The organism is Phycisphaerales bacterium (genome assembly GCA_016699835.1).
Lineage (GTDB): Bacteria > Planctomycetota > Phycisphaerae > Phycisphaerales > UBA1924.
The window spans coordinates 542,636-563,982 of sequence record CP064987.1 but is presented as its reverse complement, the minus strand read 5'-3'; the positions used below and the strand labels follow the sequence as shown (position 1 = coordinate 563,982).

Genomic DNA, 21,347 nt, shown 5'->3' with positions numbered 1-21,347 from the left:
ACGACCATGTGGGCCTATCGCTTCCAGGGTGGCGTGCTCCCCGGGCCGACGCCAACGGGAGCGCGGCGGGCCACCGGCGATCCGCCACCCTTCTTGGCGTACCCCTTGATGACGTTGGTGAACTCGCCGTTGTCGTCGCGCTTCTTCAGCCCGACGTTGATCTCCAGCGGGACGTTGTGCAGCTCGACCGAGTCCTTGGGCTGCATGACGCCGATGGCGCGGCAGATGGCCGAGAGCTCGCCGCGAGCGATCTTGACCGTCATCTCGCTCTTGTTCTCGAGGTTGAGGCGGGCCCAGACCAGGCGGCCCTTGAACTCGCCGTCGATGATCTGAAACGTGAGCTGGAGGTACTTGCCGACGCCGGTCTTGGTCGGCTTGAGCTCCGACTCGGAGATGACGGCGAGGTACTTGCCGGCGGGGAGCGGGTCGAGCGCCACGGAGGGATCGACTTGCGAGGCGTCGAAGTTGTTCAAACTGGCCATGGGTCAGGTTCCTTGTGCAGAGGTGCGAGAGCGGATGTGCGATGGATGGGGATCAGGTGCTCGCCGCATCGGGCGACGACGCGGGGGCAGAAGATGCGGGTGCTTCGGCGAAGGGGTTCTCGCCGCGGGCGAACGCGCCGTACACGCGGTAGTCGAGAGGCAACTCGTCGGGCAAACCCAAGCGGTTCTTGGCGACGTGGGCCGGGCGCTCGACGGTGCGGATGATCCGCTCGCCGGTGCCGATGCCGTTGTGCTTGGCCTGGTTGAACCCCTCGGCCACCTTGACGGTGTGGACCTTGTACGTGGCGAAGAGCACCTCGTCGGCCCATTCCTGCACCAGCGCGCTGGCCAGCTTGTGCAGGCGCGGCGAGTAGCGGTCGTACGGCACGGTCTCGGGGTTCTCGAACTTCTCGATCTTGGCGTGCGCGATCAGCACGATCGTCATGCCGCGATCGCTGCGTAGGGCATCGAGCGCCCCGAGCACCATCCGCCACTTGTCGACGGCGAAGGTGTACCCCTTGGCGTACCCGATCTTCTCGATGTTCTCGACGCTCTCGTCGGCGCACACCTCGGCCCAGATCAGGCGCTCGAGCCAGTCGAGGCTGTCGATGACGACGCTCTTGTACTTGTGGTCGCTGGAGTACAGCGACTCCAGCGCCGCCATCACGTCGCCGAGGCTCTTGGCCAGCGGGAACGACTCGCAGTCGATGTCGGCCAGCCCGTCCTCGGTAGGCACGAAGATGGGTGACTCGGCCATCGCGCCGAACGTGCTCTTGCCGATGCCGTGCGTGCCGTAGAGCATGACTCGGCGGGGCTGAGCCTTGCGGCCCTTGCTGATCTGGTTCATGAGGGTGGCTGGGGGCATGTGAACTCCGTGCTTGGGGATTGAGGGGTCGAGGTCTTCGGGCCAGATGTCGCGGGTAAACGCGCCCTGGCCCAGCCGCACGAGCGGCAGGTCCGAGGCGGTGGCTCTTGTGCGGCGGCTCACGCGACGGCGCTCGCGGGCGCTTGGGCGGCAGCACCACCTTGCGGGCTTTTGTCACCGGGCCGGCGCACGCTGAAGGCGTCGTCGCCGTACTCGTGGATGCAGAAGCCGGTGAAGACGCGGGTCACCGCACGCCCGGTCTCCGTGTCGCCGTCGACGACGATCACGCGGCGCTCACGGTCGATGGCGTAGCCCGCGTCCAGGCGAACAGCGGCCTCGCCCTGCAGGCAACCGACCGCCAGGATGGAGAGCGCGAGCGTCTGCTCGACCTCGTCGATGTCGACGCGGTGCACGAACTCGAATCGGTAGACGGTGCGGGGCGTGGTGTTCATGGTGATCTCCGAGGGCGGCAAGGAACGCGGTGCTGCCATAGAGCACCTAACCCGTCGCGGGACGTGTTCACGAGAAATACTGATCAACATCTGATTTCTCGAAGCGCTCGCGCACGCTGTTAACCGCGTACTCCAGCGTGGAGCGCGGCGTGCGGAGCTGGCGTGCCGCCTCGCTCACTGACTCGCGCAGCAGCTGATCGCACACGCTGCGCTTCACGGCGTCGAGCTTGCCAACGACAGTCTCGACATCCATGCGGATGCACAGGACGCGAAGATCGTCGGCGGGATCGATCGCGTCGCCGCCGTCGGCGCTGACGGTCGGGCCCGTAACCCGTTTGGCCCGCTTGGCGTCGCGGAGCATCTTGCAGAGCTTGGCGCGGACGACGCTCTCGACGAACGCCTCGGCGTTGCCGCGATTGGGATCAAAGCCGGGCCAGCGCACGACCACCTCCAGCAGGAGATCCTGCTCCAGATCCTGCTGGCTGCTCGTCGCGGGATCGCGTATGACGCGGAGGAGTTGCTTGGCTTTGATGCGAACGAGTGACTTGGCGAACTTGAGGGTGGATGGATCGATGGCGCGAGTCGACATAGGCCGGACCTTTCTGGCATGGCCAGAAGGCCCCGGGGAGCGACAGGTCCGGCGAAGAGCTCACCGGGGCGGGATTGGCGTGGGATGCGGGCCTGTCGTCCCCAACTGGCGACTTGTCGATGGCGGCCGCAGATTCAGGCCGAGCGGCAGCCCCAAAAGCGAAGCAACCCGCTGGAATCCAGCGGGTTGCGCACCGTGCATGCCACCAAAGAACTTTGAGAAATCCGATTCGCCCTCATCGACATGTCGATGGCGTCAATGGTCGGTCTCGGGGCGGAACAGCGTCGCCCAGCCATTGCCTTCGATCCGGATCGGGTCGCTGTCGATTCCGAAGAAGGCCTGGAGCCTCTCGGCGAGCCGCTCGCGGCGCTTCTGGTTCTTGGGAGACGCCTCCGGACTCCGCCAGTCCAGTGTTCCACGCCCCTTGGCGAACGCGTAGAGCAACGCCCACTGGACGTCGGGCTTGCGGGTTCTGGCCACGCCCATACCCATCGAGGCGAAATCAAAGACCCCGGTCTGAGTCTTGACGGTCACGGACACCGTGTGCGCATCGGTGAACCGGATCCGCACATCCGACCACCGCGACCCCGGCGGCGTTGCGAACCTGGGCGTGTCGGACCGGGCGGCTGCGACCTTGATGTGGCGACCCTTGAAGTCGGCCATCGATTGCTCGAGCGACTGCTTGGGCTCGAACACGCCTTCGCCCTGCCACGTTACGGATTCGGCAAGCGTGATCCATGCCGATGACCGGCCTTCCACCACTCGGTTGAGTTCCTCGCTTGCGCCGGCCCGCGTAGGCGTGACGAGCACGAATGGCCGCTGTGATAGCGCCGAGATATGTCCGGCGCTGCGGAGCAGCGACTGCGCGTCCCGTGTCGTCGCCAGGTACACCGGGAAGCGCTCACCCTCCACGGGCACGTAATCTCCCAGCCACCACAGCCTGTTGCCCATGCCAACGGAGGAGGGCGTTCCCGTGAGCCCAAGCGCCGCCGCCACGCCCTTGAACAGCGTGTCCGCGTCGAGCTGCCACAGCACGATGTCCTCACGCCGGATCGGCGCGGACTCGCAGGTCTCGGGATCGACCGCGACGATGTCGTCCTCGTCGTGAACGACGACCTTGCGGCCCTCGATGGTGCCGGGCCACGGCACCGACATCGCCAGTTCCTCCATCGGGCGCAGCAGCGGCTGGAGGAACTGCAGGTCGTCTCCCATGTGCTCGCGCCAGACCGACCGCACGCCGGCCCAGCCCTGCACCCGCTCAAGCGACTGCCACAAGCGCATGGCCGCCTCCCTTCACGAATCCGCCGCCACGCAGAAACGTCTCGATGAGATCCGCGTCGGTGTCGCGTGTGTACGTCGCGCGGTTGCCGTGCCGGATGGTGACCGGCCTGGGCTTGCGGCCGTCGGTGAACCGCACCTCGAACGTGGCGGCGCTCAGCAGCGCGTCCTCGGGGATCGACTCGCGGGCGTGCTCCAGCGCCAGCAGCACGTCGTCGGCCTTCTCGACCTTTCGCCTGTGGAACGGGCCGCCCACGTACATGACCAGTTCGATCAGCCGCACCGAAGCCAGGCCCGTGATGTGCTTGCACACAAGGCTGCCCCGGCCCCGGGATCGGAGCGGCTCGAGGTCGTACCGCTCCTGATCGGCGGGGAAGAAGTCGGCGCGGCCGAAGATGTGCTGGCCGACGAGTTGGCGGTACGCGGCGCACTCGCCCTTGGTCGCGGCGTTGATTCGCAGTTCCCACGTTCGGCGGTCGAAGACGATCAGCCCATGGGCCATCGGGCGGTAGCGGACGCACCCCGGCTTGCCGTCGTCGAGGCTGCCCTCGCGGCGGTAGGGGCCCCCGTGCCGCACGAGGAATCGCACCTCGTCGCCGTGGTCGAAGAAGAGCACCCGCGCCCCCGGCCCGCGGCGACGCGCCGCGTACCACGCGACGACGCCCGCCTCCAGCGCCGCCAAACGTTCCGGGCCCGGCGTCGCCCAAGCGAGCGTTGCACCGGGCGCGGGGACGAAGGTCTCGAACGAGCGGCGGCGCGAGACGGAAATCTCGGTGTGGCAGCGCCGCACCACGTCGGGGTTCTCGACCCAGACGCGGGCCGCGATGTCCGCCGGCGATGCATGGTCGTCCGGCAGCGCGATGCCCGCAACTTCCGCGGCGGCCTGCAGCGATTCCATGCCCAGTGGGGTGGCCATCTCGTGCAGGTGCCAAAGGGCGTCGACCAGTTCTACCGGCAACGCGCCAATGTTGCTGAGCAACGCGATCTCGACGCGCTCGACGTCGAGGTGCCTCGGGTCCGTCGGCAGCATCACGCCGTTCGCGGCGAGGAAGGCGGCGTGGGGCCGCAGGAAGTCGATCAGGACGGCGGGGTCGACCTCCCGCAGCGCGTACGCGCTTGTGAACCGACGGAACGAAAGACTGCTCATGGAACCGGGCCTCCGCCTACGAGAAAGCCCCGGTCTCCACCCGGGGCGGTTAACCCGAGTGTATCCCGAACCATGTCACAGAACAGGTATTTGTCAGGGTCCGACAGGGAATCCTGAATCCCTCCACAACATCCGACATTTACTCGACTTGCGCAGCCTTCGCACGCATCGCCACGACGCCGTCCGGCGCGGGGGCTGACACCATGTCGTCAGGGCGGTTGAGTGCCCGCCAAGCCCGGCGCTGGACCGCCCAGTCCGGCAGGCGGGTCACCGGCCGCAGATGCTTCTCGGTGATCCGGTCCTTGCCCCGCTCGGCGGGAGCGAGAAAGAGCAGTTGCTCCTGGATGTCGGGGGCGAGATTTACGAGGTCCATGATCTGGCTGAGCCGTCCGCGGGTGACGTGTCCGAGCCGCGCGATCTCGGCGAAGTCCTTCACCTGCCCGGTTCGCACCAGCCAGTCAAAGCGCAGCGCCAGCGCCATCAGCTTGGCCACGCGCGGCACGCGCCGGGGCGTCTGGCGCGGCGTGGGCGCGGGCACCGGCGGCGGCGGACTGCCGACGCGCATCGTGCGGCCGGTGTTGACGCCCGTCTCGAAGCTGACCTTGAACGTGGCTCGATCCGGAAGGCTCATGACTTGCACTCCGCGGCCAGGCGGGACGACTCGGGGTGGAAGACCAGTGTCACCTCGCCCGCCTTGCCGTCGTACTCGATGGTCTTGATCAGCGAGCGGAGCAGCTCGGTGCGCTCGCGCGTGCTCAGCTGGTCCCACAGCGGGCGGAACTCCGCGAACGCCGCGTCCACCTGGTCGCGGCGGAGTTCAGTCTTGGCGGCGTCGGCGATCTCTTCCTCGATCTCGCGGATCTGCTCTCCGATCTGCCGCGAGCGCTCCGCCACCTCCGCCAGCCGATCCGCGTCGCTGGAGGCCCCGGCGCGGCGCTCGTCGCTCGCGAGCCAGCGGAGCTCGCGCTGGAGCGTCGCGCGGCGCTCCTCCAGCTGCGCCGTCAACTCCCGCGACTGGGCCCGGGCCCGATCAAGGATCGTGGCGACCAGTTCCCGGTCGCGGCCCAGCGCCCGCAATCGGTCGACCACGAAAGACTCCAACTGCTCGGCGGGGATCGACTTGGACGGGCAGGTGTGGTAGCCCCGGCTCTGGGCCGCGTGGCAGGCGTAGTAGCGGTACGTGCGCTTGCCCGCCTTGGTCGTGAACGTGTGCGACATCGGCTTGTCGCAGTTGCGGCAGCGGACCAGACCCTTGAGCAGCCCGTTGTGCGCGTTGCGGACGTCGCTTCCCTTGTCGCGCCCATTGGCCTCGAGGATCGTCGCCGCTCGCTTCCACAGCGACGGTTCGATGATCGCCTCGTGCTCGCCCTCAAACAGTTGGTCGTGGTGCTGCACCTTGCCGAGATAGGAGACGTTGGTCAGGACGCGGTGGACGTAGGGGTTGGTCAGCGGCAGGCCGCCGACCTTGGTGCCGTCCTTCTGTGTCCAGCTCTTGGTCGTCCACCCGCGCTTGAGCGCCTCCTCCGTCGTTGCTCGCACCGACCGGGTCTCGATGTAGATCGCGAAGAGCTCCCGCACCCGGAACGCCTCGTCGCGGTTGACGACGAGCTTCCCGGCCACGACGTCGTACCCGAGGATGGGTTTGCCGCCGAACCACTTGCCCTTGCGGCGGGTGGCCGCGATCTTGTCCCGCGTGCGCTCGGAGATGATCTCACGCTCGAACTGCGCGAACGACAGCAGGATGTTCAGCGTCAGGCGACCCATCGAGTGCGTTGTGTTGAACTGCTGCGTGACGCTGACGAACGAGACCTTCTTGCGGTCGAACACCTCCATGATCCGGGCGAAGTCCAGCAGCGAGCGGCTTAGACGGTCCACCTTGTAGACCACCACGCAGTCGACCTTGCCCGCGTCGATGTCGGCCATGAGCTGCTTGAGGCCCGGCCGCTCCATGTTGCCGCCGGTGTACCCGCCGTCGTCGTAGCGGTCGGGCAGGCACACCCACCCCTCCGAACGCTGGCTGCTGACGTAGAGCTCTCCGCTCTCGCGCTGCGCGTCCAGGGAGTTGAACTCCTGCTCGAGGCCCTCCTCGCTGCTCTTACGGGTGTAGATCGCGCAGCGGATCAGCCCGGGCGTCTTGGAGGTGGCGGCCGCGTTCATGATGCGGCCTCCGGACCAACCTCAGCCGAGGCCCGCTCTTTCGAGGCGATCTTCATCGAGTCAGCGAAGAACTTCGCGCCGTTCCAGTGGCTGCCGGTGATCGCGTTGGCCACCGCCGAGAGCGAGCGGTAGACCTTGCCCTCGCACTCAAAGCCCTTGGGCAGCACGATCACGCTGTAGGCCTTGCCCTTGTAGGTCCGCCACAGCGTCGACCCGGGCATCGGCACGTCGCTGGCCCGCGAAACTCGGAGCGACGCGATGGCTCGCGCGGGGGACGCCGCCGCACTGATCGTCGTTGGCCCGGCCGACCCGTTGGGTGCCTGCAGGCGCAGGTCCGCGTCGTCGGCCAGTTCGGCCGCCCGCTGGCGGGCTCGCTCGGAAAGGTCACCCTCCGCGTCGGCCTGGATCCGCCAGCAGATGCGCTTGATGAGGTACGGGCGGTTGTTGCACCGCGTGGGTTCGCCGAAGAGCTCGGCGTAGCGGGCCTTGAGCTGCGGCGTCTTGAGCGTCCCGAGCCGCTTGAGTTCCGCGTGGATGTTCAGCGCCATGAAAGTCCTCCTGCCCGCTCGCCCCCGACATGGCCTGCGGCCGTGTCCGGATCGAGCGGGAGCGGACGATCAGGGCGATCATCTTCCGCAGGGTCAAGTCGAGAACTCTCGGGTTTGTGATGCTCCCCCGGCGCAATGCTGGCGGCCCGCTTGGCGCGAACGCCGGCTCGGATCTGGTCGCGGTGCCAACGATGCACGGCGGCGGCGAGCGTGGCGATGACGACCTCGCGCCGCTGGGCGGCGGAGTCCTGAGGGTCCTGCTGGGACACGAACGGCTCCTTCGCGGGTCAACAGCAACCCGCCAAAGAGCACCTAACCCGTCGGAGGGCGGAATCCCGAAGCCTCGTTGGACAAAGCGCAAACCCCGCACGAACATGGGCTTCCGAGGTCTGGGGCACTGAGCGTGAAACTTTTCGTCAGCTCGACCGTATACACAGATGCTCAGTTCGTCCCTCGTCGGGAAAGCTGGCGAGAAATCCGGTAGATCAGGAATCCGATGAACGTCCTGATGCGCCGGCCCCGGGGTTCGTCCCCGCCCGCCTCCTTTGGGCATCTGCCCTCTGGCCTCGTGCCAGACTCGATAGTGGGATGTGGTCTCCGCCCCTCGCAGCCCACACGCAAATCAGGGCTGCGATGACCATACGGAGTCGGCGTGTCGCCGAACTCCCTGATTGAGCCCCGACAGGGTGATTCGGCATCGCGGCAGGGCAACCCGTGTTCAAGACAACCTGGTCGGATGAGTGCGGCGATGTCGCGCTTGTTTCCTCGCGCGAACGCAAGCACCGCGGACGAAAGCCAACGCTCGTGGTGAGCTCGCACGCGAGCGAACGGCTTGAGCAACGGAGCATTGGTGGATGGGCGATCCAGATCGCGATTGAGTTCGGCGAGCGGTTCTACGCCGGAAAGGGATGCGAAGTCGCGTACCTCAGCCGACGGGCGCTGAGAGCCGCCAAGACGCTGCTTGGACAGCAGGTGGCCGAGGCCGAGAACCTGGCGGTGGTCCTCTCCAACGACGGCACGGTTGTGACTGCGTATCGGGCCAAGCGGCCATTGAAACACTGGCGTGGCGAATGGTGAAGCCCATCTGTCACCCCAGCCTCTGACGTCCACATGAACACGTTCCTAGCATCTCCCGTTGACTGTGACTCCCTGTTTGCCGGATGGCAGCGTGAGGCGAGGTTCGGATCTCGACTCGATGAGCGACGAGATCTCTCCTGCGGCCGAGCTCAAGCGAGCTGCACGCTACTAGTCCGACGATCGAGGGATGTGCCCGAAGGGCATAGCCATGCATCGCTGCATGGCGGCATCAGCGGATCCCCACCTCGCTCATCGGAGGTTTCCCGATGGACACTCGTCCACAGTCCGTAAGCGGCCACGCTGTCGTCGCGCTCATTGCCACATGTGGCAGATTCGAGCTACTCCGTGAGCGGGCCATCCCCTCGGTCCTCGCCCAGACGCGACCACCCGACCGGCTCGTGATCGTGGTGGATCGGACCAAGGAAGAGATGCCTGATCAGGATCTCGCAGACCTGAGGCAACAGCTCGAGGCACAGTGCTGTGATCGGCTTCGCGTGACCGTGATGCGCAACCGGCGCACCCCGGCACGAGCCGCCGGCGCATGGAACACAGGGATCGACCAACTGCACCGCGATGCGGGCATCGCTCGTTCCGCCGATCTCTGGTTTGTCGCCATCCTCGACGATGACGATGCCTGGGCGGCCACGCACATCGAGTCGTGCCTCGAAGCGGCGATCTCCCGCGATCTAAACATGGTCGCGTCCGGCCTCGTTCGACATGAATCACCAGAAGGCCCCGGGCATCGGCACTCCATTCCCGACCATCTCTGTCCCCGCGAGCAGTTCATCAGGGGCCAGCACATCCAGGGCTCCAACCTGTTCGTCCGACTCGATATGCTGCTCATGGCAGGTGGGTTCGACGAGCATTTGCCGAGCTGCACCGATCGCGATCTGTGCATCCGCCTGGCAGATCTGCCGTTACTCCGATTCGGTGCAACATCGGTCCACACCGTTCACCACTACGCAGACGCGCGTCCAGACCGCCTGACCTCCCCGGCTTCTTCGGCAAAGCACGTTGGCCTCACTCGGTTCTGGAAGAAGTACGCGCACCGATTCGACGCTGCAGCAAAGAACGCTGCCGCCGCGAGGGCCTTTGAGCTCTTTGGTTGGCGGCCACCAGAGCCCGCTGCCCTGCCAGAATCCGATGTACCGCCGCTTGTGCCGACGACGCAATCGCTGGAGCTTGTCATCGGGTTCGTCACCGACGCCATACCCAAGCCTCACGTCGAGGGACTGCTGTCCGACATCTTCGGCTTGAAGTCCCGTCCCGGTGTATCCGGAGTAACCGTGGTCGTTGTCGAGAACGGTCCGCTGCCGGCGAATGGCACGCGGCCGTTGCAGGATCTCGTTCAACGCTTTCAGGTTGATGGTCTGGTGATCGAGCTCGTCTCGATCGAACGACAGCGCGAAGCTTGGGCCCAGGGCACCCTCGTCGACACCCCGGATCCGTCACGACAGCGAGTGCCGATCGCCGTGTCACGCACAGTGCTCAACACGTTCGTGGGGCGGATCGCGGCACGCCACCCCGGGGCGGCGGCGTGGATTCTCGACGATGACAAGCGACTGTCGTTCTTGGTCGATACCGATGGGGTAACGGTTGAGAGAGCGAGCCCGGACATCGGTGCACTACTTGCGCTTCGTGACCAAGGCGTGGACGTCGTGATCGGGCCCGACACCGGCGCTGCCCCTCTCCCCTTCACCGCAACGCTGCGCATGCAGTTGCTTGACCTCGCTCACCATGTGGCTATCTGGGAGAGCCAGACTCCTGACAGTCGGTGGATCGATGCAACTGCAGACGACGCCGAGACGCGACTCTCGCTTCAGGACATCTACTACGACCTGTCGCGACACACGGATCACCTTGAGACTCCGCTCTCACTCAAGCCATCAGGCCACGTCGCGACCCATGCGGATGCACTGACCATGATCGGAAGCCGAGTAGGCCGACTGCTGGCAGGTGAGCCCGTGTTCCGCCCACTGGTCACGCAGGCCGGCTCGCTGAAGCTCGAATCCGCCGTGCCGTCAGTACAGCGAGGCGGATCGACGATCTTCTTCAACCCGGAACATCTGCTGGCCTACCCACAGACGCTCGCTCGTTTCGGCAACCTCTACGTCCGCCGCTCCGACATGCTCACTGCCATGTTTATGCGTGACCAGATGGGCCTCAACGTCGTGATGCACGCGGCTGCCGGGGTGCGGCACGACCGTTCGTTCACCACACCTAGCCGGCTTGAGGATGCGACCCTTCTGGCAGACATCCTCGGATATGCGCTGTATCGCGCAGCCAGCGACTTGATGGCGGCTAGACCCACGACTCAGCGACGCGAGCCACTGCTGGCGTGGTCTTCTGAAGAACTCAAGCGGGGTGCTCGTCTCGTTCGCAAGTACACGGACGAGCGTCTGGCAGCGTTCACGCTCAGCGCGTGGCGTGTACTCGGGCTCGCGGACGGAATTCGTTGCCGAGCAAGACGCCTGTTGGCCAGCCACTCGCCGTGGGCCGATGGCACCGCACGAGAAGCTCTGGCTCGCATCGCGCAGGAAATGGACCTGATCTGCAGCCTCTTCAAGCCCACTGCCGTTGCCCAGTTCGCCGAGAAGGTGCGAAGAGCGGCCTTGGAGAACAGCATTCGAGATGCGTTCGCTTCGATGGACGGGCTCATCAGCGAGTACCGAGCAACACGACAGACTCCATTTCATGCAGACACGGCAGTCGCGGAGTCTCGCGAGCAACGCGCCAGGGCACTGCTGAAGCGTGCATACAGAGCGAAGAACTTGCGGCTTCTCGGTGCTGGCGGCGAGGGAATTGTCTTTACGGACGAGCAGCGCGTATTCAAGGTCTTCGATCTCCTCAAGCGACGCCCGAACCACGACACGCTGGCGACTCTCAGGGAGTTCGCGGCACGCATCGATTCCCCCGAGCACCTCTACCCGATCACTCGAGTCGAGGTACGAGATGAGACGCTGCTCTTGGTGTATCCGTTCGAGCCCTCAACGCCCTACACCGGCGGTCGCGGCGGGGAGCTGCTCGCCCTCCTCCGCGAGTGCAAGACGCACGGGATCACGTTCAGGAACATGCACCCCAAGAACCTGCGCGTGACCGCAAGCGGGCTGAAGCTGATCGACTACGGATCGGACATCCGCCCCTTCACCGACACGGGCTACCGAGCGATGGCGCAACGCGCGTGGCTGACCTGGCGCTGGCCGCACCGTTCGGATCTCGATGAGCTCATGCGCCGTGCTCTGGTGGACAGTTCAATGCCCGAACTCGATGGCTTTGAGCGGTTCTGGCGAGCGTTGAATGAGGAGCGGCCGTCTGCGACCCGAATCGTGGCAGCAGTCGTCGACCCGATCATCTTGGAGTGTGGTGCACGCAGTGTTCTGGACTACGGCTGTGGCAAGAAGGCCAGGAGCGCTCGCCACCTCGCGGAGGCTGGGCTTCGGACGGTCGGCTTTGACCCTGGCGTGGACATGCCCGCACGATGGCAGGCTTTTGGTGCTATCCCATCATGCCTGACGCTGACCTCTGATCGACTCGCTGCGATGAACGCAGGACCGTATGAGGCGGTGGTCTCGTCGCTCGTGCTGTGCGAACTTGGTGATGACGCCGCGTATGAGCAGGTCCTTGCCGACCTTCGCACTGCGGTGACGCCAGATGGCGTTGTCGTGATCACGCTCTGCAATCCGATCGCGACGTTCGGCGGCCCCACCAACCTCCATCGCAGGCGAGACCTCCCCGCTGGCAGGTGCTATGACGACTCCTTCTGGTACGTTGAGAACGCTGAAACCGGAGCTGGACGCAGAGAGTTCCACCGTCCGCTCGTGAAGATCGAGCGAGACCTCCTGCGGCATGGACTGCGCGTCGAACGCCGCATTGCCAGTGACACGATCGATACAGAGCGGTTCGAGCCCGCCTCTGACTTCCTGACGCTTGTGTGCCGCCCTGTGCGGGTTGATCCGCCCGCCCCGAGGGTGTCGCTCGTGATCAAGACCTGCGCTATGGAGGCGGCGACGATCGAACGTCAGGTAACTCACCTCGTCCACCAGCTCGAAGGACCCACCGTCTTCTGCGAGCGACTGCTCGTCGTCGACTGCCTCCGAGACGGCTTTGTCCGCCAGCACTCATCAGCCAACTTTGACGAGCTCATAAAGGCTGCAGAGAGATTGCGTGCCCGCGGGGTCATCGACCGCGTCCTCGTCAGCCCAGGTCCGGGAGCGGACTCTCGAGCGGTGATGAAGCGCTGGTTTGATCTTGAGTACGACGGCACCCACAGCGTTGACGGCGCACCGCTCGTCGCTCCGCTCCTTGCGTTCGACCAGTTGGTGGGCGAGTACGTGTTGCAGGTCGATTCGGACATTCTCGTTCATAGGACGTCTCACACCGACGACTACCTGACCGAGATGATCCAGGCGCTCGAAGGTGATCCGAAGGCTGTGACCGCGTCGCTCAGCGTTCCCCAGCACACCGACGCGCACTTCACCGCTCATCACGATGGAACGCCGTGGCGCGTCGAGGTGCGAGGCTGCCTGCTCCACCGGCAGAGACTCCTCGCAGCGCGGCCGTTCATGAATCCGCTCAACAACGGCCGCCCGTCCCTATCTTGGCACAGAGCGATCGATCAGTCTGTCAAGAGCGGGCGGATCACTTCGCTCCGGGGAGCGTCGGCTCAGACCGCTTTCGTGCATCCCCCAAACGAGCTGAAGCGGAGCCATCAGGAGTGGATGCTGCTGCTCGATCTGATCGAGAAGTTCCCGGTGCCCGAAGCGCAGACTGGCCGGGTTGATCTGGTCGGCGGTCCTTTGTCCTGGGTACCGCGAGATCGCGCGGAGCCATTCATCTTCGTGATCACGGGCCGCAATGTGCCGCCCAGCCGAATGTCGCGGTGCCTTGAGTCCATCGGCGCGCAGCAGCGATCGGATTGGGGAGCCGTGATCATCGACGACGGCTCCGGCCCGTTGTCTCGCGAGGCACTGCAACTCGCGGTTGGCCCTTGGAGTGATCGGGTTACGTTGATCCAACCGAGAGAACGCCGAGGCCAGCTCGCGAACATGACGCTCGCGATCCGCCGTGTGTGTACGAACCCGAACAGCGTGATCGTCACGCTTGACCTCGACGATGCGCTTCTCGGCCCGAAGGTGCTCGATTGCGTGGCCCAGGCGTACGCGGAGGGAGCACAGGTTACCGTCGGGTCCATGCTCCGCACCGACAAGCACGTGGAGTACCCAGTCACGTTTGAATCCCCACGGCAGGCCCGCGGCGGAAACGTCTGGCAGCACCTGCGCACCTTCCGCAAGTACCTTTTCGATGCAATTCCCGACCACGAACTGCGTGTCGGCGACAGATACGCTGACATCGCGGTCGACTGGAGCTTCATGCTGCCGATCGTGGAGATGGCCGAGCGGAGGGTCTGGATCCGCGAGCCGCTGTACCTTTACGAACCTTCTGGCATGGGCAAGGGAGCCGATCGGCCAGACCGAGAGTCTCAGATCGCAGCATTGGTCGCCAAGAGGCCGCGTCGCCCGCGTACCCCAAGCGATGTTCTTGTACCTCTTTCACCGGAGCAGATCATGAGTGAGCTCTGGGGGCAGGGCGGCGGCATTCTCTTCGTGAGGCATGGTGAACGGCCCTCATTCACCGGGTTGAGCGCCGAGCAGAAGGACGCCGTACATCTCACCGCGAACGGCCACGAAGAGGCCGAGGCACTCGGACGCAGGCTGGGTAGCGGTGTCGCGCTCGTATCGAGTCCCGTGTTGCGAGCCGTGCAGACTGCCAAGGCGGTTGCCCGCGGAGCCGGGCGCGATGAACAGTCACTGACAGTCCTCGACTCGCTTGTCGACTTCCGCGTTGCCGATCGTGATGTCTATGAACTCGTCAAGGCTCGATTGGGGTGGGCGGGCCTCATGGAGGCGTGGATGGACGGCTCGCTGATGCCGGGAGTCCTCATGCCCTGCGACCAACTGGTGTTGCGGGCCATTCGGGACGTATCCGCATCTGCCTGTCGGACAAACGATCGCCGCGTTGTGGCCGTGACGCACGACTTCTTCATCATGGCGTGCTTGGCTTCGTTGAGAGGTGTCCGCACCACCGCGGTGCCGTACCTTGCCGGGGTGTTCGTGCCAGATGACGAGATCGACGCTTGGACGCGCGGGGAGGTGCGATCATGACCCCCACCACGAGTGCACGGCCGACACGCCGATCGCCTCTTGATCGGTCACTTCGTGGACTCCTGCGCGAGATCAGGTATTCGGCACGTCACCTTCTCGGCTGTCGGAAAGCACGGCGGGTGAACTTCCAAGGCCAGAAGCTGAACCTTGGGTGCGGCAAGTACCTGATTCCTGGGTGGATCAACGCCGACCTCTACCGAGACGCCGACGTCATGTTCGACATCCGCGCTCGCTGGCCTATTCAGGATGGGCAGTTGGTCGGCGTCCGACTTGAGCATGTCCTGGAGCATGTCGCCTATCCGGACGAGGCGCTGCACGTCCTCACGGAGTGCTACCGCGTGCTGACCCCCGGCGGCACCGTCCGTGTGGGGGTACCGGATTCAGAGAAGGTCATTCGGGCGTACGTGGAGGGCGACAATGCGCAGTACTTCCGGGTTGCTCGAGAGCGATGGCATCCACCGGAGGTCCGGTTGCCGATCGAGCATCTGAACTACCACTTCCGAGATCGTTTCGGTGAGCACTTGTTCGCGTATGACCGGCAGAGCCTGTCCAATCTGCTTGAGACTGCAGGCTTTATGGGCATTGAAACTGCACCATTTGATCCGGCCTTTGACCGAGCAGACCGTGAGGAGGGCACGCTCCGCCTCTCGGGCACCAAGCCGTCGCAACAGGAGCCTCGTCCATGAGATCCGAATCCCGTCGCAAGGTGGTCGCAGTGGTTGGCGACGCCGTGGTGTCTGCCGGTTCAGCGAAGGATGTGCTCGCCGAAGAGATAGGCCGCGCACTCGTTGACGCGGGCTACCGCGTGATGACCGGTGGCTTGGGCGGCGTCATGGAATCTGCCTGCCGCGGAGCGAAGTCGGCGAGCCGATACGCCGAGGGCGACACCATCGGGGTACTACCCGGCCATGACCCCGCCGAGGCGAACCCCTACGTCGACATCGTCATCCCCTCCGGTCTCGATCACGTCCGCAACTCGGTAGTCGCCCACGCGGACGCCATGATCGCGATCGGCGGTGGTGCGGGCACGATGTCCGAGATCTGTCTTGCGTGGATCTACAAGCGTCTGATCATCGCTATGCGGGTTGACGGGTGGAGTGGCCGAGTAGCGGGGCAGCGGATCGATGACCGAATCCGATATGCCGACGAGCCAGACGACCAGGTGTTCGGAGCAGACTCGGCCGCACAAGCGATGGCTGTGCTGGCGTCACGGCTTCCGCGGTACGGTGCCCAGCACCACGGCGTACGACGTCGCGAGTGAGCGGGTCTTCGCCATTCGCCGCCCTCCTCCGCCCCTGTTAACCCCTCCGCCCGTCAACCCGAGACACCGAGAGTTCGAGAGGATTCCGACGCACCCATGCCGAGACACCCGGTGTCCTGACCGGTTGGCTCTGAAATGCCCTCGAACCGAGAGCGCCGCCGCCCGCAGGCCCGAATCGCCAAACCGCCCGGATTCTGCGGGGGTTTCTGGCCAACCCGCCGCGAAGGGCAAAGCGGTCCGCCTGTAAACCAAACGACCCCGCCGTGAGGCGGGGTCGGAAGGAAGCTCCCCGACTAGGACTCGAACCTAGAACCTAGCGGTTAACAGCCGCTCGCTCTACCATTGAGCTATCGGGGAATCGATTGTCGTGCGAAATAGAAGTAGGTCGCGAGTAGCTTCTAAGTTCACGGCGGCGTGATCAACGAGGCCCAGCACTTCCGCGATTGCCGCCCAAAGTACGGCGACATGCCGAACTCGATCACGACCCGGTTCAGGCCTTCTTCTTCGACGCGAAGTAGTTCCCGGAATACTTCTTCTGGAACTTCTCGACGCGGCCGGCCGCATCCACGAACGTCTGCTTGCCCGTGAAGAACGGGTGCGAACCAGACCACACTTCGACGTGCATCTCGGGAACCGTCGCACCGACAGTCATCACGACCTGACCATTGTGGTAGATCTTGCAGTTCGGGTAATATTTGGGGTGTACGCCGTCCTTCATCGCAGTGCTCCAAGCCTCGCCCGGCCAGCCGGCCAAAACGGGGCCACGATCATACCCGACTTCCCGGCGGCTTTCCCATCCACATGCCACTCTGGGTGGCTCATGGACTGGTATTGGCCGATGACCTCATTCCGGCCTCCATTGAACTCCAGCACTTCCAGGAAGTAGTTCGACCGGGTTGGCCATCAACCGCGATAGTCCTGCCAGGACGCTATATTACCGTTCATCCGGATGAATGGATGAAAGGACTCCATGCCCACTCCCTTGCTTGCCCAACTTGCCCGCCGCCCCCACGTCTTCGACGGCGCCATGGGCACGGCCACCCACGACGCCGATCTCGACGTCCAGCGCGACTACCAGGGCCACGAGAACTGCCCCGAGATCCTCATCGCCAGCCGTCCTGATCTCATCCAATCTATCCACGAGTCCTTCCTCGCCGTCGGCGCGGACCTCGTTGAGACCGACACCTTCGGCGGCATGCCCCACGTCCTCGCCGAGTTCGGTTTGCAGGACCGCGCCCACGAACTCAACAAGGCCGCCGCGGAACTCGCCCGGGCCGCGTGCGCAAAGTTCTCGACCGCCGACAAGCCGCGCTTCGTCGCCGGCAGCATGGGTCCCGGCACCAAACTCATCACTCTCGGCAACATCGACTGGGACGCGATGTTCCACAGTTACCGCACCCAGGCGCTCGGTCTGCTCGACGGCGGCATCGACTGCTTCGTCATCGAGACCTGCCAGGACCTCCTCCAGGTCAAGTGCGTCATCAACGCCATCCTGAGCGCACTCGAATCCAAAGGTCTCACCCCCGCTGACAAGCCCATCATGGCCTCGGTCACCATCGAGACCACAGGCACCATGCTCCTGGGCACCGAGATCGCCGCCGCCGCCCACGCGCTCGCGGGTTACCCGATCTGCTCGCTCGGCCTCAACTGCGCCACAGGTCCGACGGAGATGCGCGACCACGTCCACTGGCTCGCACGAAACTGGCCATCGATGGGCACGATCCCGGGAACGAACACGCCCCGCCTCGTCTCCGTCATGCCCAACGCCGGTCTCCCCGTCCTCGTCGAGGGTCGCACCGAGTTTCCGCTGAAACCTGAGCCATTCGCCGAGGCCATGGAGCGATTCCTCGCCGAGGATTCCGTCGGCATTGTTGGCGGCTGCTGTGGCACGCGCCCCGCCCACATCGAAACCCTCGTCAAGGCCAGCGAGTCCATCGCCCGATCGAACCGCACGGCACGCCTCTCGCTCCCGCGCACAATCCTCAATCCCGCGCCCCTCGAACCAAGCATCACCTCGCTCTACAGCCCCCAGGAATACCGCCAGGATCAGTCGATCCTCATCGTCGGCGAGCGCATGAACGCCTCGGGAAGCCGCGCCTTCAAGCGGCTCCTCGAAGCCGAAGACTTCGATGGCATCGTCTCCCTCGCCCGCGAGCAGGTCCGCCACGACGGCGCCCATGTTCTCGATCTGAACGTGGACTACGCCGGCCGCGACAACGCCAAAGACATGGCCGACATCGTCTCGCGTGTCGTGCGACAGGTGAACGTCCCGCTCATGCTCGACTCGACACAGGTCAGGACCATCGAGGCCGGCCTGCGCAACGCCGCCGGCAAGTGCATCATCAACTCCGCCAACTTCGAGGATGGCGAGGAGAAGTTCGACGAGATCTGCCGCCTCGCCAAGGCCTATGGCTCAGCCCTCGTCATCGGCTCCATCGACGAGGACAAGGAAGCCTCGATGGCGCGCACCGCCGATCGCAAACTGAGCATCGCCAGCCGCGCCTTCGAGCGCGCCACAAAGGTCCATGGTCTTGCCCCTGCCGACATTCTCTTTGACCCGCTCGTCCTTCCGGTCTCGACGGGCCTCGAGAGCGATCGACGCAGCGCGCTCGAGACCATTGAGGGCGTTCGCGCCATCTCCCGTGCCTTCCCCGAGTCCCAGACCACCGTCGGCCTCTCCAACGTCTCCTTCGGCCTCAAGCCCGCCGCCCGCGTCGTCCTCAACAGCGTCTTCCTCCACGAACTCCAGGAGGCCGGCCTTACCAGCGCCATCCTGCACTTCTCCAAGATCCTTCCGCGCACCAAGATCGCCGACGACCACTGGAACGCCGCGATCGAACTCATCTACGACCGCCGGCGCGAGGGCTTCGACCCGCTCCAGGCCTTCGTCGAGATGTTCAAGGACGAATCCGCCGCAGCCACCACCAAGCGCGAGGCCCGCACGCTCACTCTCGAAGAGCGCCTCCGCGCGCACATCATCGATGGCGAGAAGGAAGGCCTCACCGCCGCCCTCGACGAGGCGATGCAGAAGTACTCACCCCTCGACATCATCAACGACCACCTCCTCGACGGCATGAAAACCGTGGGGGAACTCTTCGGCAGCGGGCAGATGCAGTTGCCCTTCGTCCTCCAGTCCGCCGAGGTCATGAAGATGGCCGTCGCCCACCTCGAGCCGCACATGGAGAAGGCCGCAGGCACCGCCAAGGGCACCATCGTCCTCGCCACCGTCAAGGGCGACGTCCACGACATCGGCAAGAACCTCGTCGACATCATCCTCACCAACAACGGCTTCAAGGTCGTCAACCTCGGCATCAAGCAGCCCATCGACGCCATCGTCGCCGCCTGGCAAGAGCACAAGGCCGACGCCATCGGGATGTCCGGACTCCTCGTCAAGTCCGTCAACGTCATGGAAGAGAACCTCAAGGAACTCAACACGCGAGGCGTCAAGCCGCCCATCCTCCTCGGCGGCGCCGCCCTCACTCGTCACTACTGCGAGAGCCACCTTCGCTCCACCTACCAGGGCCACTGCTACTACGGCAAGGACGCGTTCGACGGCCTGCGCACCATGGACCTCATCATGGGCGGCAAGCACGACACGCTCCACTCCGAAATCGACGACCGCCTCGCCAAACGCTCCAAGGCCGAGGACGCCATCGTCAGAACGCGAGCCGAGAAACTCGCGAGCGCCAACGACTCCGCCGCGAGCGCGTCATCCACGGCCACGATCAAAGCCCGCTCCGATGTCGCCGCCAACGCCCCCGTGCCCACGCCTCCCTTCCTCGGCACACGCGTCGTCGATTCAATCCACCTCGACGACATCTACCCCTTCATCAACCCCATCGCTCTCTTCCGAGGCCAGTGGCAGGTCAAGAAGGGCGCGCTCTCCGATAACGAGTATGACGCCCTCATCGAGGACACCATCCTCCCCGTCTTCGAGCGCCTCAAGACCCAATGCCTTCGCGAGAAACTCCTGACGCCAAAGGTCGTCTACGGCTACTTCCCCTGCAACAGCGACGGCGACGACCTCGTCGTCTGGGACCCCGCCGCCCCAGGCACGCGCGAACTCGAACGCTTCACCTTCCCGCGCCAGCCCGACAAGCGCCGCCTCTGCATCTCCGACTTCTTCCGCCCCATCGGCTCGGGCTCGCACGACATCCTCGGCCTCCACTGCGTCACCGTCGGCCACAACGCCTCCAACGCTTCCCGCAAACTTTTCGAGTCCAACAACTACACCGAATACCTCTACCTCCACGGCCTCTGCGTCGAGACCGCCGAGGCCCTCGCCGAATACTGGCACAAACGCATGCGCCAGGAACTCGGCATCGCCACCGAGGACTCCGCGAAGATCAAGGACCTCTTCACCCAGAAATACCGCGGCAGCCGCTACTCTTTCGGCTATCCCGCCTGCCCCAACATGGCCGACCAGGAAAAACTCTTCCGTCTCTTGAGGCCCGAGCGCATCGGCTGCACACTCACCGAGAACTGGCAGATCGATCCGGAGCAGAGCACCAGCGCCATCATCGTCCACCACCCCGAGGCCAAGTACTTCAACGTGTGAAAGTGAGTCCTTGCCCACGCACAGGCGGTGATCGGACGAGCACAGCCCCGTCCGAGTATCTCGCGACACCCACCCACACACTCCACAGGTTCTGGGAACGTCCCGTAGTCACCCGCTTGGGGGCTGTGAGAGCAACTTGAGAAAAATGGGTTGACCTCGCTCCGAGAACCACGTCGCTCTGCGACGACTGCAGCGGCACAGGCCATCCACACGGACGCCTCAGTCCAATCTATATGCCGACAAGGCTCTCCTGCTCCACACGACGAGACTCCACGTCGATGCGAATCTCTGTGGAGCAGACGGAGGTGGAGCCATGAATCTCGATCCCACGGGAGCCAACTACAGCGCCACGCCCGCCGCGAGTCTCGCCGGCGCCGACGCTGTCAAACGCATCCAATCCAACGCCCGCGTGCAGCCGACGCGAGAATCCCGCGAACGCCCGGGCGAACAGGATCATCAGGACGACGCCCCGAACAGCGCCGCCCAGACCAACACCACCCCAACCAAAGTCGCCCCAAAGCCCACACGATCATCGTCTCGCCCAGACCCAGATCAAACCCGCGACATCTTCGAACAGCAACGAGAACTCCGTGACGCTGCCGTCGATCGATTGAAGGATGTCATCGACCCCGATCTCGTCGATGGCGAATGGCCCAAGCAGGACAAAGACACTTCGGCCTCTCGAGATTCTCGTGCGAATCACCAGCCCGCACCCACCCCGGGTCGCGAGAACCCCCCCTCGGCACTCGATCTCTTCGCCTGAATCGCACGC

General features: G+C 64.9%; 17 protein-coding genes and 1 tRNA gene. 6 read left to right on the top strand and 12 right to left on the bottom strand.

Annotated features, from left to right (window positions below; translation table 11 throughout):
• Window positions 1–14 precede the first annotated feature (14 nt).
• The 10 genes from IPK69_02310 to IPK69_02265 all read right to left on the bottom strand — a co-directional run bounded on the left by IPK69_02310 (window position 15) and on the right by IPK69_02265 (window position 7,787).
• Window positions 15–482, bottom strand: coding sequence for a DUF669 domain-containing protein (locus IPK69_02310; protein QQS09477.1), 468 nt, complete (start codon window positions 480–482; stop codon window positions 15–17).
• Between the two features lie 52 nt (window positions 483–534).
• Window positions 535–1,347, bottom strand: coding sequence for an ATP-binding protein (locus tag IPK69_02305; GenBank protein QQS10397.1), 813 nt, complete (start codon window positions 1,345–1,347; stop codon window positions 535–537).
• Window positions 1,348–1,466: 119 nt separating this feature from the next.
• Complete coding sequence (locus tag IPK69_02300) at window positions 1,467–1,799, bottom strand: hypothetical protein (GenBank protein QQS09476.1); 333 nt, start codon at window positions 1,797–1,799, stop codon at window positions 1,467–1,469.
• A gap of 67 nt (window positions 1,800–1,866) precedes the next feature.
• Window positions 1,867–2,388, bottom strand: a complete 522-nt coding sequence (locus IPK69_02295) for a sigma-70 family RNA polymerase sigma factor (protein QQS09475.1) — start codon at window positions 2,386–2,388, stop codon at window positions 1,867–1,869.
• Window positions 2,389–2,643: 255 nt separating this feature from the next.
• Window positions 2,644–3,669 (bottom strand): hypothetical protein, encoded by a 1,026-nt coding sequence (locus tag IPK69_02290; GenBank protein QQS09474.1) that lies wholly within the window; start codon window positions 3,667–3,669, stop codon window positions 2,644–2,646.
• A complete protein-coding gene (locus tag IPK69_02285) occupies window positions 3,647–4,813 on the bottom strand; it encodes a hypothetical protein (GenBank protein QQS09473.1) in 1,167 nt (388 codons plus the stop codon). The genes IPK69_02290 and IPK69_02285 overlap by 23 nt, the downstream gene beginning before the upstream one ends.
• 139 nt (window positions 4,814–4,952) lie before the next feature.
• Entirely contained in the window at window positions 4,953–5,444 is a 492-nt protein-coding gene (locus tag IPK69_02280) for a hypothetical protein (protein QQS09472.1), read from the bottom strand.
• Window positions 5,441–6,970 carry a recombinase family protein gene (locus IPK69_02275; protein QQS09471.1) on the bottom strand — a complete coding sequence of 510 codons (1,530 nt, stop codon included), beginning with the start codon at window positions 6,968–6,970 and terminating at the stop codon, window positions 5,441–5,443. The genes IPK69_02280 and IPK69_02275 overlap by 4 nt, the downstream gene beginning before the upstream one ends.
• Complete coding sequence (locus IPK69_02270; GenBank protein ID QQS09470.1) at window positions 6,967–7,518, bottom strand: DUF2924 domain-containing protein; 552 nt, start codon at window positions 7,516–7,518, stop codon at window positions 6,967–6,969. The genes IPK69_02275 and IPK69_02270 overlap by 4 nt, the downstream gene beginning before the upstream one ends.
• Window positions 7,509–7,787, bottom strand: coding sequence for a hypothetical protein (locus IPK69_02265; protein QQS09469.1), 279 nt, complete (start codon window positions 7,785–7,787; stop codon window positions 7,509–7,511). Before IPK69_02265 ends, IPK69_02270 begins: the two co-directional genes overlap by 10 nt.
• A gap of 445 nt (window positions 7,788–8,232) precedes the next feature.
• On the opposite strand from IPK69_02265, the gene IPK69_02260 reads away from it, so the two are divergent.
• From IPK69_02260 to IPK69_02245, 4 genes are all read left to right on the top strand, one after another.
• Entirely contained in the window at window positions 8,233–8,595 is a 363-nt protein-coding gene (locus tag IPK69_02260; GenBank protein QQS09468.1) for a hypothetical protein, read from the top strand.
• A 266-nt stretch (window positions 8,596–8,861) separates the two neighbouring features.
• A complete protein-coding gene (locus tag IPK69_02255; protein QQS09467.1) occupies window positions 8,862–14,756 on the top strand; it encodes a glycosyltransferase in 5,895 nt (1,964 codons plus the stop codon).
• 119 nt (window positions 14,757–14,875) lie between these two features.
• The gene (locus IPK69_02250; protein QQS09466.1) at window positions 14,876–15,442 is read left to right on the top strand and encodes a methyltransferase domain-containing protein; all 567 of its coding nucleotides are present in this window, start codon (window positions 14,876–14,878) and stop codon (window positions 15,440–15,442) included.
• Window positions 15,439–16,017: an LOG family protein gene (locus IPK69_02245; GenBank protein ID QQS09465.1), complete on the top strand. Its 579-nt coding sequence runs from the start codon at window positions 15,439–15,441 to the stop codon at window positions 16,015–16,017. The genes IPK69_02250 and IPK69_02245 overlap by 4 nt, the downstream gene beginning before the upstream one ends.
• 285 nt (window positions 16,018–16,302) lie before the next feature.
• Here IPK69_02245 and IPK69_02240 read toward each other — a convergent pair.
• Together IPK69_02240 and rpmE are read right to left on the bottom strand one after the other, a co-directional pair.
• A tRNA-Asn gene (locus IPK69_02240) sits at window positions 16,303–16,374 on the bottom strand.
• 133 nt (window positions 16,375–16,507) lie between these two features.
• Window positions 16,508–16,735 carry a 50S ribosomal protein L31 gene (gene rpmE, locus IPK69_02235; protein QQS09464.1) on the bottom strand — a complete coding sequence of 76 codons (228 nt, stop codon included), beginning with the start codon at window positions 16,733–16,735 and terminating at the stop codon, window positions 16,508–16,510.
• Between the two features lie 252 nt (window positions 16,736–16,987).
• Here rpmE and metH point away from each other — a divergent pair, with 252 nt between their 5' ends.
• Both metH and IPK69_02225 read left to right on the top strand, forming a co-directional pair.
• The gene (gene metH, locus IPK69_02230; protein QQS09463.1) at window positions 16,988–20,575 is read left to right on the top strand and encodes a methionine synthase; all 3,588 of its coding nucleotides are present in this window, start codon (window positions 16,988–16,990) and stop codon (window positions 20,573–20,575) included.
• 313 nt (window positions 20,576–20,888) lie between these two features.
• Window positions 20,889–21,338 carry a hypothetical protein gene (locus IPK69_02225; GenBank protein QQS09462.1) on the top strand — a complete coding sequence of 150 codons (450 nt, stop codon included), beginning with the start codon at window positions 20,889–20,891 and terminating at the stop codon, window positions 21,336–21,338.
• Window positions 21,339–21,347 lie beyond the last annotated feature (9 nt).